Genomic DNA, 12,353 nt, shown 5'->3' with positions numbered 1-12,353 from the left:
CATGGGCGAAGCTTACAGGCCGTCGAGCATCGCCTTGTTACGCACCGCACCCTTGTCGGCACTGGTGGCTAGCAGGGCATAGGCTTTCAATGCGGTGGTGACTTTGCGCGGACGCTTCTCCACCGGCTTCCAGCCTTTCTTGTCCTGCTCGACCCGGCGTGCCGCCAATTCTTCATCGCTGATCAACAGGTTGATCGAGCGGTTCGGAATGTCGATCAGCACCTTGTCGCCGTCCTGCACCAGGCCAATCGCGCCACCGGCTGCGGCTTCTGGCGAAGCGTGGCCGATGGACAGGCCCGAGGTGCCGCCAGAGAAACGACCATCGGTCAGCAAGGCGCAGGCTTTGCCCAGGCCCTTGGATTTCAGGTAGGACGTCGGGTACAGCATCTCCTGCATACCTGGGCCGCCTTTCGGGCCTTCGTAGCGGATGATCACGATGTCACCGGCCTTCACTTCATCGGCGAGGATGCCGCGTACCGCGCTGTCCTGGCTTTCGAAGATCTTCGCGTTGCCTTCGAACACGTGGATGGACTCATCCACGCCGGCGGTTTTCACCACGCAGCCGTCCAGGGCGATGTTGCCGTACAGCACGGCCAGGCCGCCTTCTTGGGAGTAGGCGTGCTCGACACTGCGGATGCAGCCGTTTTCACGGTCGTCGTCCAGGGTGTCCCAACGGGTCGACTGGCTGAACGCGGTTTGCGTCGGGATACCGGCCGGGCCAGCCTTGAAGAAGGTGTGCACGGCTTCATCGTCGGTTTGGGTGATGTCCCACTTGGCGATGCCTTCGGCGATGGACTTGCTGTGCACGGTCGGCAGGTCGGTGTGCAACAGGCCACCACGGGCCAGGGAGCCTAAGATCGAGAAGATCCCGCCGGCGCGGTGGACGTCTTCCATGTGGTACTTCTGGATGTTCGGCGCGACTTTGCACAGCTGTGGCACGTGACGGGACAGGCGGTCGATGTCGCGCAGGTCGAAATCGATCTCGGCTTCCTGGGCGGCAGCCAGCAAGTGCAGGATGGTGTTGGTGGAACCGCCCATGGCGATGTCCAGGGTCATGGCGTTTTCGAACGCCTTGAAGTTGGCGATGTTACGCGGCAATACCGACTCATCGTTCTCGCCGTAGTAGCGCTTGCACAGCTCGACGATGGTGCGGCCGGCCTGCAGGAACAGCTGCTCGCGGTCGCTGTGGGTGGCCAGGGTGGAACCGTTGCCCGGCAAGGCCAGGCCCAGGGCTTCCACCAGGCAGTTCATCGAGTTGGCGGTGAACATGCCGGAGCACGAACCGCACGTTGGGCAGGCGCTGCGCTCGTATTCCGCGACCTTCTCGTCAGAAGCGCTGGAGTCGGCGGCGATGACCATGGCGTCGACCAGGTCGAGGCCGTGGGAGGCGAGCTTGGTCTTGCCGGCTTCCATCGGGCCGCCGGACACGAAGATCACCGGGATGTTCAGGCGCAGCGCGGCCATCAGCATGCCGGGGGTGATCTTGTCGCAGTTCGAGATGCAGACGATGGCGTCGGCGCAGTGGGCGTTGACCATGTACTCCACGGAGTCGGCGATGATCTCGCGGCTCGGCAGGGAATACAGCATGCCGTCATGGCCCATGGCGATGCCGTCGTCCACGGCGATGGTGTTGAATTCTTTTGCTACACCGCCGGCGCGTTCGATCTCGCGGGCGACCAGTTGGCCCAGGTCCTTGAGGTGGACGTGGCCGGGTACGAACTGGGTGAACGAGTTGGCAATCGCGATGATCGGCTTCTTGAAGTCGTCATCTTTCATCCCCGTGGCGCGCCACAGTGCGCGCGCGCCGGCCATGTTGCGGCCGTGGGTGGATGTTTTCGAGCGGTAATCTGGCATGGAGCACTCCGGGCGGCTAATCACTTACTAATCAGGTGCAAAGGGGAGTGAGCTTCTATTGACGTCTGGAACACTCAGAAATGGCCGTGTGTCCGGAAGTTGCCACTCGCGTCGCGGGATCGCCGCTTGCTTGGGCCTCGAGCTCATAAACCCGCCGGGGGATGACTGGCGATGAATAGGGCCGATTCTACACCGCTGGCGGCTGGAGGGAATGGCCGAAACCGTGAAGATAGCGGCTACGGGACGTGCGGGCGGGTCAGCCTCCGGTTCTGGCATTGGTCAGCCATCCCCACAGGCTGAAGACGATGAAGCTCAGGGCGATGCTCATCAATAGGTTGGATCCGGTTTGCGCCAGGGCGGCACTGCTGAGGGCGGCGGTCAGGAACATGATGCTGTTCCCCGCCGAGGCAGCAGTGCCCGCGCTGCTTGAGAACAGCAGCATCGCCGCAGAAATCGCCGCGGGGCGAACCAGGGTCACGGCCAGGGCGCTGATCAACATCGGGATGAGCAACGTCACAGGGGTGATGGCGTCCAGGCTGACGATCAGCGTTAGCAGCACGCCGGCGACCAGTAGCAGCCCCAGGCCGATATTGATCTGCCGGGACAGCGCAATGCGCTTTTGCAGGTGAGAGGCTGCCACGCCGCCCAGCAGATAGGCCACGCCGTACACCATCAGCACCAGCGCGTACTGGTATTCGGAGAGCTTCAGCGCATCCATGAAAATCAGCGGTGTCACGCTGATCAAGGCGAAATAACAGGCGAATACCAATGCGGCGATCCACCAGTAGCGCAGGAAGTCGCGATTGCGCGCGACGGCTTTCAGCGTGCCGATGATCGACACTGGCGTGCGGTGCGGGCTGGCGGACTTGGACGGCAGGATGCAGAGGGCATGGATCAACATGCCCAGTGCCATCACGGCGAACCCATAAAAGCTGCCTTGCCAGTCGAAGGTGGTTTGCAGCCAGGAGCCGATCAACGGCGACAGCGCGACGAATGAACCGCTCAGGGTCATGTAGTAAAGGCGTACTCGAGCGCGGTCCTGCTCCTCGAACAGGTCTTCCACCAGTGCGTGGCCTAATACAAAAAAGCCGCAGCCCATGGCCTGGACTGAGCGAAACAGCAGGAAGGTCAGGTAGTCCGTTGCCATCGCGCAACCGATCGCACCCAGGATCGACAACGTGATGCAGCCGAGCAGGACTTCCTTGCGGCCCCACTTGTCCGACAGCGGGCCGGCGATCAGTTGGGAGATGGAAAAGACCAGGGTGAACAGGCTGATGGACAGCGCGACCTCTGCGCTTGGCGTGTCGAATCGGGCCGCCAGGGCAGGGAATGAGGGCAAGAGAATATTGATCGGAAAGAAGCTGATCAATGAAATGCAGGTGATGAGGATGAAGCGGGAGAGGTAGGGCCGAGACATTGTTTTTGTTTTCCGGAGTAAAACCAGAAACGGATACTAGTCTGCGAAAAGTGGAATTCAATCAAAAGCGTTGAGAGAAACTTCCTGAATTGACGTGGCTTGCTTGGGTAGGAAAAGCTTTTACGGCAACCACAAAACAAATGTGGGAGGGGGCTTGCCCCCGATTGCGTAGTGTCAGCCCCATATTAGCTGGCTGACACACGGCTATCGGGGGCAAGCCCCCTCCCACATTTTTATCTGTGCTTGGCTTTAGCTGTTTGGCAACAACCGGCACGTAATGCTCTTGATATACCGCGTCTCGGCAATCGCCGGGTGCACCGGATGATCCGGACCCTGCCCACCACGTTCGAGCATCTGGATATTGCGGTCCAGGTGACGGGCGCTGGTCAGCAGGATGTTTTGCAGGTCGTCTTCCGGGAGGTGCATGGAGCACGACGCGCTGACCAGGATGCCGTCCTTGCTGAGCAGGCGCATGGCTTGCTCGTTGAGGCGGCGGTAGGCGCCTTCGCCGTTTTTCATGTCTTTCTTGCGTTTGATGAAGGCCGGAGGGTCGGCGACGATCACGTCGAAGCGTTCTTCGCTGGCTTTCAGTTCTTTCAAGGCTTCGAACACGTCGCCTTCGATGCAGGTCATTTTCTCGGCAAAGCCGTTCAGCGCGGCGTTGCGCTCCACACCGTCGAGGGCGAAGGCGGAAGCGTCGACGCAGAACACTTCACTGGCGCCGAAGGCAGCAGCCTGCACGCCCCAACCGCCGATGTAGCTGTACAGGTCCAGCACGCGCTTGCCTTTGGCATACGGGGCCAGGCGGGCGCGGTTCATGCGGTGGTCGTAGAACCAGCCGGTTTTCTGGCCCTGGATCACCGGGGCTTCGAATTTCACGCCGTTTTCTTCCAGCGCCACCCACTCCGGCACCAGGCCGAACACGGTCTCCACGTAGCGATTGAGGCCTTCGGCGTCGCGTGCGGCGGAGTCGTTCTTGAAGAGGATGCCGCTCGGCTTGAGCACTTGGGTCAGGGCGGCGATCACGTCTTCTTTATGGGCTTCCATGGTCGCCGAGGCGATCTGCACCACCAGGATGTCGCCGAAACGGTCGACCACCAGGCCCGGCAACAGGTCGGAATCGCCGTAGACCAGGCGGTAGAACGGCTTGTCGAACAGGCGATCGCGCAGGGACAGGGCGACGTTCAGGCGGTGCACCAGCAGCGACTTGTCCAGCGGCAACTTGATGTCGCGCGACAGCAGGCGGGCGCAGATCAGGTTGTTCGGGCTCATGGCCACGATGCCCAGGGTCTTGCCGCCGGCCGCTTCGAGGATGGCCTGGTCGCCCGCCTGGAAGCCGTGAAGTGGGGTGGCGGCCACGTCGATTTCGTTGCTGTAGACCCACAGGTGGCCGTTGCGCAAACGACGATCGGCGTTGGCTTTGAGACGCAGGCTTGGCAGGGACATGACGTCGCTCCGGAAAAAAGAGCGGGAGTATACCTGTTGCGGCGCGGTTGATGTGGGAGTGGGCTTGCCCGCGATGCAGGCGGCGCGGTGTATCTGACGTACGGCGGTGATGCCATCGGGAGCAAGCGCCCTCCCACATTTAGTCCGGTTTCAATCGGGCATTTGGGTGTCGGTCAGGTTTGCTTAGGGGTTAGAATCCTCGCCTAGCCCAGAGTGTGTACTTATGTCCCAAGAGCTTTCCGCCGAACAGATCCAACAGGCCCTGCAAGGCATCAGCGTGCCGCCCCAGCCGCAAATCATGGTGGATTTGCAGATGGAGCAATACATGCCCGATCCGGACCTGGAAGTGATCGCGCGGCTGATCTCCCAGGACCCGGGCCTGTCCGGCGCGTTGCTGAAGATCGTCAACTCGTCGTATTACGGCCTGAGCAACAAGATCGCCTCGATCCAGCGCGCGGTGAACCTGCTGGGCAGCCGCTCGATCATCAACCTGATCAACGCGTTGTCGATCAAAGGCGAGATGAGCGACGACACCATCGTCACCCTCAACCGCTTCTGGGACACCGCCCAAGATGTGGCCATGACCTGCCTCACCCTGGCCAAGCGCACCGGCGCCCAGGCGGTGGACGAGGCCTATGCCCTGGGCCTGTTCCATGACTGTGGCGTGCCGCTGATGCTCAAGCGCTTCCCCAACTACATGTCGGTGCTGGAGCAGGCGTATGCCAATGCCGGTCCCGATTGCCGCGTGGTCGACACCGAGAACAACGCGTTCAACACCAACCATGCCGTGGTCGGCTATTACACCGCCAAATCCTGGCGCCTGCCGCAGCATGTGACTGACGCCATCGCCAACCACCACAACGCCCTGGCGATCTTCAGCGATGAGTCGTCGCGCACTCCGCAGCTCAAGAACCTGCTGGCGATCCTGAAAATGGCCGAGCACATCTGCTCGTCCTACCGCGTGCTGGGCAACCAGGCGGTGGACCATGAGTGGAACGCCATCGGCCACCTGGTGCTGGATTACGTGGGGCTGTCGGACTACGACTTCGAGAGCATGAAGTTGTCGATCCGCGAATTGGGCGCCCACTGACCCTTCCTTAAAGAGGCACACATGCCCGAGTTACCAGAAGTCGAAACCACCCGGCGCGGGATTGCGCCGCACCTGGAAGGCCAGCGGGTCAGCCGCGTAGTGGTGCGCGAACGACGCCTGCGCTGGCCGATCCCGGAAGACCTCGATGTGCGCCTGTCCGGGCAGCGCATCGTGTTGGTGGAGCGGCGGGCCAAGTACCTGTTGATCAATGCCGAAGTGGGCACCTTGATCAGTCACTTGGGCATGTCGGGAAACTTGCGCCTGGTGGAGGTGGGCATGCCGGCGGCCAAGCATGAACATGTGGATATCGAACTCGAATCCGGCCTGGCCCTGCGCTACACCGACCCTCGGCGGTTTGGCGCGATGCTCTGGAGCCAGGACCCGCACAACCATGAACTGCTGATCCGACTGGGGCCGGAGCCGCTGACCGACCTGTTTGACGGCGAGCGTCTGTTCCAGCTGTCCCGTGGGCGGTCGATGGCGGTGAAGCCGTTCATCATGGACAACGCGGTGGTGGTGGGCGTGGGCAATATCTATGCGACGGAAGCGCTGTTTGCGGCGGGGATCGATCCACGTCGCGAGGCGGGCGGTATTTCGCGAGCGCGTTATTTGAAGCTGGCGATCGAGATCAAGCGCGTGCTGGCTGCTGCCATCGAGCGCGGCGGCACCACGTTGCGCGACTTTATCGGCGGCGACGGGCAGCCTGGGTATTTCCAGCAGGAACTGTTCGTCTATGGCCGGGGCGGCGAGGCGTGCAAGGTCTGCGGGAGCGAGTTGCGCAATGTGGTGCTGGGGCAGCGGGCGAGTGTGTTTTGCCCCAAGTGCCAGCGCTGATCTTGTGTGATGGCTGATGCCACCTTCGCGAGCAAGCCCCCACATTCGACCGCATTCTCATATTGGAACTCGGTCAACTGTGGGAGCGGGCTTGCTCGCGAAGAGGCCCTTAAGCCTTACCGGTAATCTTCCGGTATTTCTCCATTAGCTGCTCTTCCGTTTCCGGATGGGCTTCATCCAATGGAATGCAATCCACCGGGCACACTTGCTGACACTGAGGCTCGTCGTAGTGGCCGACGCACTGGGTGCACAGGTTCGGGTCGATCACGTAGATCTCTTCGCCTTGGGAGATCGCGGCGTTCGGGCACTCGGGTTCGCAGACGTCGCAGTTGATGCAATCGTCGGTGATGATCAGGGACATGGAAGCTCCTGCCAGGGCTGTCAGCCAAGGCATCTGAAAACTAATGCGCGCAATTGTGCCGCATTGGCGCCCGCAGTGCGAGCGTACATGACCTATGGACAGTCGCCATTTATTCGTCGCAGGTAACTTGTGGCGAGCGGGCTTGTCCCGCGTTGGGCTGCGAAGCGGCCCCAGTAAAGGCACCACGTAGTTTCAGGCAGAAACCTCATCGCCGGGTTTTAGGGCTGCTTCGCAGCCCAACGCGGGACAAGCCCGCTCGCCACAGAAAACCCTTCAGCAAAATTACTTCTTGAAACGCAGGGTCAGCGCATCGGCCACGGCCGGGTGCACGAACTTGGTGATATCTCCGCCCAAAGCGGCGATTTCACGGACCAACGTCGAGGAAATGAACGAATAGCGCTCCGACGGCGTGAGGAACAGGCTTTCCACGTCCGGCGCCAGTTGGCGGTTCATGTTGGCCAGCTGGAATTCGTATTCGAAGTCCGACACTGCACGCAGGCCGCGCAGGAACACATTGGCGTTCTGCTCTTTGGCGAAATGCGCCAGCAGTGTGGAAAAGCCCACCACTTCCACGTTGGGCAGGTGTTTGGTGACCTCACGCGCCAGCTCCACGCGCTGTTCCAGGGGAAACAGCGGGTTTTTCTTGGGGCTGGCTGCGACCGCGATGATCACATGGTCGAACAAGCGTGAGGCACGTTCGACCAGATCGCCATGGCCTTTGGTAATCGGGTCGAAGGTACCTGGGTACAACACTCGGTTCATCGCGTCGTCCTGGCGGAGTCCGTTGGGGAACCGGATGGTATCGCAGCCGTCCCGGTCGGGAAAGTCAACTTATGCAGAAGAAAGCACTATAGACACAGCGAATACCGTGTTTTTTCACGCTGTTTTCAGACGTTCGGCCAAGGCTGTCGCCAGTTGGGCGGTCAAACCGTACACCGATAATTGTGGATTGGCCCCAATGCTGGTGGGGAATAGAGAGCCATCGTGGATCGACAAGTTGCGCAACTGATGATGGCGCCCCAGGCTGTCGGCCACTGCATTTTTCGGGTCTTCACCCATGGCGCAGCCGCCCATCACATGGGCGCTGCCGAGCGTGGTTCGGTGCAGTTCCAGGTTCAACCCGTCAATCACGCGGCGTGCCTCGGCCAAAGTGTTCACGAATCGCGCGTCGTGGTGCAGCGGCTTGACCGACTTGGCGCCCGCCGCGAACTGGATCTCGGCCATGCTGTGAAACGCCCGGCGCAGGCCGTCCCAGGCATAGGGTGAGACCTGATAATCGAGCACCGGCGTACCGTCACCGCGTAAATCCACGCTGCCGCCCTGGCTGTCGGGGTGAAAACCGTCACGCAACAGCGCGAGCATGGCGTGGGTATGAGGCAATTGGCTCATGTCCAGGGCGTTCTGCGTGCCATAGCCGCCAAACAAGGTGCTGGCTAAGCCTGGATGCAGGGGCGGTGCTTCCAGCTTGTAGGACATTTTTCCGGTCGTCCCGTCCTGCCATTGGAAGTGATCGGAATAGATCGACTGCGGCGCGCCGTAGAACGGGTTGATCACCTCGTCGAACAGCCCGGCGGAGAAGTTCACCAGATGTAGAAAGGTACGCTTGCCCAGCCGCGAGTGCGGGTCGGGTGCATCCGAGCGCATCAGCAGCGCCGGGCTGTTGATGCCGCCGCCGGAGAGCACGTAATGCCTGGCCTTCACCGTGATCTTGCGTCCGGTAGGCGCCACGCAACGCTCGTCCATCGCCACGCATTCCAGGCTACTGATAGCGTCGCCTTTATAGATGAGGCGCTCGGCACGGGCCAGGTACAACAGCTCGCCGCCTTTTTCCAGGGTGGACGGGATGGTGGTTACCAGCATCGACTGCTTGGCATTGACCGGGCAGCCCATGCCGCAATAACCCAGGTTGAAACAGCCGCGCACATTGCGTGGGATCACATGCCAGCTATAACCGAGCTTTTCGCAGCCTTTGCGGATGACATCGTTGTTCGCATTCGGGGGGATGGCCCACGGTGCGATGCCCAGGCGCTGCTCCATCTGTTCGAACCACGGTGCCATCTCGGCGCTGCTGTGGCCCTTCACCGCGTATTCGCTGGCCCAGTGGGCGAGGGTGGCGTCCGGGGTGCGAAAGCTCGACGTCCAGTTGATCAGCGTGGTACCGCCTACCGCCCGGCCCTGCAGGATGGTGATGGCGCCGTCCTTGCTCATGCGGCCGATGCCTTCCTGGTACAGACTGGCGTAGGCCTCGTCTTCCAGCAGTTTGAAGTCGCTGCTGGTCTTGAGCGGGCCTTCTTCGATCAGCAGCACCTTGTAGCCGACGGCGCTGAGAATCTCGGCAGTGGTGCCGCCTCCGGCGCCGCTGCCGATGATCGCCACATCGGCTTCCAGGGTCAGGTCGTTATCGAGCGCGGCGCCATTGTGGGTTTTCCAGCCACGGGCCATGCCGTCGCGGAACAGGTCGGGTACGGGCATCAGGGTCGTCTCTTGTTTTTATGGGAGGGCGGCGAATCAAATCTTTGGCGGGCCGGGGTAACCGCAATGCGCCCAGGACGCCGGCTGGAAATACCAGGCCATGATCACCAGCTTGAGCAGCGAGCCCTGGCCCATGCGCAGCAGGTTCAGGTAGCTGTTTTCCCAGCGGTGCAGGAAGTTGCGGATCTGTTCCCCGCTGGCGTTTTCCCAACTGCCCCAGATCCCCGTCAACGGCCCACGGGTGACGCCCATGCCCAATACGTCGAACAGTTGCTGGGTGAGCTTGAACATCTCCGGCGACAGGTGTTGCAGGCTGAAATCGAGCTTTTTAAGGGTGTCTTCAATCCCGCTGGCGACTTCCTGGACGCTGGCCACGCCTTCAAGCAGCACCGGGATGACCGCGCGCAGGAACGGCAAGTCACTGCTGCGCAGCATGGCAAAACCGCTGGCCGGGGTGCTGCTGGAGCAACCGCTGAGGCTGGCGCCCAACCCGGCGGTAGCCAGGAAGGCGCTGGCGCACAGGCCAATCTTCAAGACGCCGCGCCGCGACAGTGCGGGTGAATCAGTCAGGCTAGGGTTCATTGTTATTGTTATCCCGTGGGTGGCGGTTTCAGCGAACGAACAGCTTCTGGATCAACTTCTGGATAGCTTTGCCGTAGGGCGGGTAGATCAGCTTCGCCGCGTTCAGGCGCTGTTTCACCAGCACGCCCTTGGCTTTGCTGAACGTCAGGAACCCTTCATGCCCGTGGTAGTGGCCCATGCCCGACGGGCCGATGCCGCCAAAGGGCATGTCGTCCTGGGCCACGTGCAGCAGGGTGTCGTTCAGGCATACGCCGCCGGAGTGGGTTTCGTGGAGCACGCGGTCCTGCTCGCGCTTGTTGTAGCCGAAGTAGTACAGGGCCAGTGGGCGAGGGCGTTGGTTGATGTAGGCAAAGGCCTGGTCGATGCCGCGATACGGCACGATCGGCAGCACCGGGCCGAAGATCTCGTCCTGCATCACCGTCATGTCATCGCTGACATTCAGCAACAGGCTGTGGGCCATGCGCCGCGCCTGACCCTGGTCGTACAGCGGGATCAGGGTGGCACCTTTGTCGGTGGCATCCTTGACGTAGGCATTCAGCCGGGCCAGTTGCCGTTCGTTGATGATGGCGGTGTAGTCCGGGTTGTCGGCCAGGGTCGGATAAAACCCGCGAACGGCCTGGGTGTAGGCCTCGACGAAGCCGTCGACGCGGTCTTCCGGCACCAATACATAGTCGGGCGCGACACAGGTCTGTCCCGCGTTCAAGGCTTTACCGAAGGCGATGCGCTCGGCGGCGTCCTTGAGCGGTACATCCGCAGACACGATGGCCGGCGACTTGCCGCCCAACTCCAGGGTGACCGGCGTGAGGTGTTCGGCCGCCGCACGCATTACATGCTTGCCGATGCTGGTGGCGCCGGTAAACAGCAGGTGGTCGAAGGGCAGCTTGGAAAACGCCATGCCCACCTCGGCTTCACCCAGCACCACGCACACCAGGTCCTCGGGGAAGATTTTCGCCAGCAGCGCCTTGAGCAATTCGCCGGTAGCGGGTGTGGACTCACTGAGCTTGAGCATCACCCGGTTGCCGGCAGCGAGGGCGCCGACCAACGGGCCGATGGCCAGGTACAGCGGGTAGTTCCAGGGCACGATCACCCCGACCACGCCCAATGGTTGATAGATGACTTTGGCCGAGGCCGGTTGGAACGCAATGCCTACAGCCCGCCGCGAAGGTTTCATCCAGCCCTTGAGGTGTTTGCTGGCATAGTGAATGCCATGCAGGCTGGGCATCAGTTCGGCGAACAGTGTCTCGTCGGCACTGCGGTGGCTGAAGTCCTGGCTGATCGCGTCGATCAGCGCCTGGCGCTCGTCGCTGAGCAGATCGCGCAGGGCCTTGAGCCATTGCTGGCGCTGCGCGGCTGGCGGCATCGGGTTGGCGGCGTAGGCGCGGCGCTGGGTATCGAACAGGTGCTGGAGCTGGTCCAGTGCCTGGGAATCTTGCAGGTAGGCAACGTTGGCAGACATGGCGGCGTTCCCGATTGTTATAGGTCTGCCTGGATTTTTAGAGTCATTACTCTAAATTGTCAAATAACATTGCAGCAACATCCGGTTTTATCCGTGCAAGGATAGGCCGTAAGATGCCTTATCACGTGTACAGAAGCTGATCCCCTATGGCACCACGAGTAAAGACCAGCGAGCGCATTGTGCAAACCAGCCTGGAGCTTTTTAACCAGCAGGGCGAGCGCAGTGTGAGCACCAACCACATTGCCGCCCACATGGAAATTTCGCCGGGCAACCTGTACTACCACTTCCCCAATAAGCAGGCGATCATCGCCGTGTTGTTTCGCGAATACGAAGCCCTGGTGGACAGTTTCCTGCGCCCGCCCCAAGGCCGCGCCGTCACCGTCGAAGACAAGCGTTTCTACCTGCAGGCCGTGCTGGCCGGCATGTGGCGCTACCGTTTCCTGCACCGCGACCTCGAACACCTGCTGGAAAGCGACCCGGAACTGGCCACCGGCTACCGGCGCTTTTCCCAGCGCTGCCTGACCCAGGGCGGCGCCATTTACCAAGGGTTTGTCGACGCCGGCATCCTGAATATGGATCCGGTGCAAACCGAAGCCCTGACCCTCAATGCCTGGATCATCCTCACCTCCTGGGTGCGCTTTCTGTGCACCACCAATGAAAACTCCGCCCACCTGAGCGCCGAGGCGATCAAGCGCGGGGTGTATCAGGTGCTGGTGCTGGAGGCGGGGTTTGTCACGCCCCAGGCGAAGGACGCCGTGGATGCCTTGTTCAAAGAGTTTTATGTGCCGTTGAATCAGGCATTGGAAGAAGTGAAGTAGGACCTTTCCCGAATCTGTTCATA

The 12,353-nt window shown here is 61.4% G+C and carries 11 protein-coding genes; 3 read left to right on the top strand and 8 right to left on the bottom strand.

Annotation, left to right across the window (positions count from 1 at the left end; all coding sequences use genetic code 11):
- Positions 1–12: 12 nt before the first annotated feature.
- From ilvD to ACZ445_RS28505, 3 genes are all read right to left on the bottom strand, one after another.
- Entirely contained in the window at positions 13–1,854 is a 1,842-nt protein-coding gene (ilvD, locus tag ACZ445_RS28515) for a dihydroxy-acid dehydratase (RefSeq protein WP_058426531.1), read from the bottom strand.
- Between the two features lie 256 nt (positions 1,855–2,110).
- Positions 2,111–3,271, bottom strand: coding sequence for an MFS transporter (locus ACZ445_RS28510; protein WP_179040796.1), 1,161 nt, complete (start codon positions 3,269–3,271; stop codon positions 2,111–2,113).
- 249 nt (positions 3,272–3,520) lie between these two features.
- The gene (locus ACZ445_RS28505; protein WP_003195152.1) at positions 3,521–4,717 is read right to left on the bottom strand and encodes a class I SAM-dependent rRNA methyltransferase; all 1,197 of its coding nucleotides are present in this window, start codon (positions 4,715–4,717) and stop codon (positions 3,521–3,523) included.
- Positions 4,718–4,994: 277 nt separating this feature from the next.
- Between ACZ445_RS28505 and ACZ445_RS28500 the strand changes: the two genes are divergently transcribed.
- Positions 4,995–5,807, top strand: coding sequence for an HDOD domain-containing protein (locus tag ACZ445_RS28500; RefSeq protein WP_179040720.1), 813 nt, complete (start codon positions 4,995–4,997; stop codon positions 5,805–5,807).
- 21 nt (positions 5,808–5,828) lie between these two features.
- Positions 5,829–6,641 (top strand): bifunctional DNA-formamidopyrimidine glycosylase/DNA-(apurinic or apyrimidinic site) lyase, encoded by an 813-nt coding sequence (gene mutM / locus ACZ445_RS28495; RefSeq protein ID WP_464707826.1) that lies wholly within the window; start codon positions 5,829–5,831, stop codon positions 6,639–6,641.
- A 109-nt stretch (positions 6,642–6,750) separates the two neighbouring features.
- Here the strand turns inward: mutM and ACZ445_RS28490 are convergent, their stop codons facing one another.
- The 5 genes from ACZ445_RS28490 to ACZ445_RS28470 all read right to left on the bottom strand — a co-directional run bounded on the left by ACZ445_RS28490 (position 6,751) and on the right by ACZ445_RS28470 (position 11,512).
- Positions 6,751–7,002: a YfhL family 4Fe-4S dicluster ferredoxin gene (locus tag ACZ445_RS28490; RefSeq protein WP_003195146.1), complete on the bottom strand. Its 252-nt coding sequence runs from the start codon at positions 7,000–7,002 to the stop codon at positions 6,751–6,753.
- Positions 7,003–7,284: 282 nt separating this feature from the next.
- The gene (gene coaD / locus ACZ445_RS28485) at positions 7,285–7,764 is read right to left on the bottom strand and encodes a pantetheine-phosphate adenylyltransferase (protein WP_003176711.1); all 480 of its coding nucleotides are present in this window, start codon (positions 7,762–7,764) and stop codon (positions 7,285–7,287) included.
- 114 nt (positions 7,765–7,878) lie between these two features.
- On the bottom strand, positions 7,879–9,474 hold the full coding sequence (locus ACZ445_RS28480) for a GMC family oxidoreductase (RefSeq protein WP_464707824.1): 1,596 nt from the start codon (positions 9,472–9,474) through the stop codon (positions 7,879–7,881).
- A gap of 36 nt (positions 9,475–9,510) precedes the next feature.
- Entirely contained in the window at positions 9,511–10,056 is a 546-nt protein-coding gene (locus tag ACZ445_RS28475) for a hypothetical protein (protein WP_058426535.1), read from the bottom strand.
- Between the two features lie 28 nt (positions 10,057–10,084).
- Positions 10,085–11,512 (bottom strand): coniferyl aldehyde dehydrogenase, encoded by a 1,428-nt coding sequence (locus tag ACZ445_RS28470; protein WP_058426536.1) that lies wholly within the window; start codon positions 11,510–11,512, stop codon positions 10,085–10,087.
- A gap of 146 nt (positions 11,513–11,658) precedes the next feature.
- Here ACZ445_RS28470 and ACZ445_RS28465 point away from each other — a divergent pair, with 146 nt between their 5' ends.
- Positions 11,659–12,330: a TetR/AcrR family transcriptional regulator gene (locus ACZ445_RS28465; protein WP_010207263.1), complete on the top strand. Its 672-nt coding sequence runs from the start codon at positions 11,659–11,661 to the stop codon at positions 12,328–12,330.
- Positions 12,331–12,353 lie beyond the last annotated feature (23 nt).

Source organism: Pseudomonas allii, assembly GCF_055380095.1.
This window is presented reverse-complemented; position numbering and strand designations above follow the sequence as displayed.

Bases quoted from the DNA above. Each gene is read 5' to 3' on its own strand.
- ilvD (WP_058426531.1), bottom strand. From the start codon at position 1,854: ATGCCAGATTACCGCTCGAAAACATCCACCCACGGCCGCAACATGGCC.
- ACZ445_RS28510 (WP_179040796.1), bottom strand. From the start codon at position 3,271: ATGTCTCGGCCCTACCTCTCCCGCTTCATCCTCATCACCTGCATTTCA.
- ACZ445_RS28505 (WP_003195152.1), bottom strand. From the start codon at position 4,717: ATGTCCCTGCCAAGCCTGCGTCTCAAAGCCAACGCCGATCGTCGTTTG.
- mutM (WP_464707826.1), top strand. From the start codon at position 5,829: ATGCCCGAGTTACCAGAAGTCGAAACCACCCGGCGCGGGATTGCGCCG.
- ACZ445_RS28490 (WP_003195146.1), bottom strand. From the start codon at position 7,002: ATGTCCCTGATCATCACCGACGATTGCATCAACTGCGACGTCTGCGAA.
- coaD (WP_003176711.1), bottom strand. From the start codon at position 7,764: ATGAACCGAGTGTTGTACCCAGGTACCTTCGACCCGATTACCAAAGGC.
- ACZ445_RS28480 (WP_464707824.1), bottom strand. From the start codon at position 9,474: ATGCCCGTACCCGACCTGTTCCGCGACGGCATGGCCCGTGGCTGGAAA.
- ACZ445_RS28475 (WP_058426535.1), bottom strand. From the start codon at position 10,056: ATGAACCCTAGCCTGACTGATTCACCCGCACTGTCGCGGCGCGGCGTC.
- ACZ445_RS28470 (WP_058426536.1), bottom strand. From the start codon at position 11,512: ATGTCTGCCAACGTTGCCTACCTGCAAGATTCCCAGGCACTGGACCAG.
- ACZ445_RS28465 (WP_010207263.1), top strand. From the start codon at position 11,659: ATGGCACCACGAGTAAAGACCAGCGAGCGCATTGTGCAAACCAGCCTG.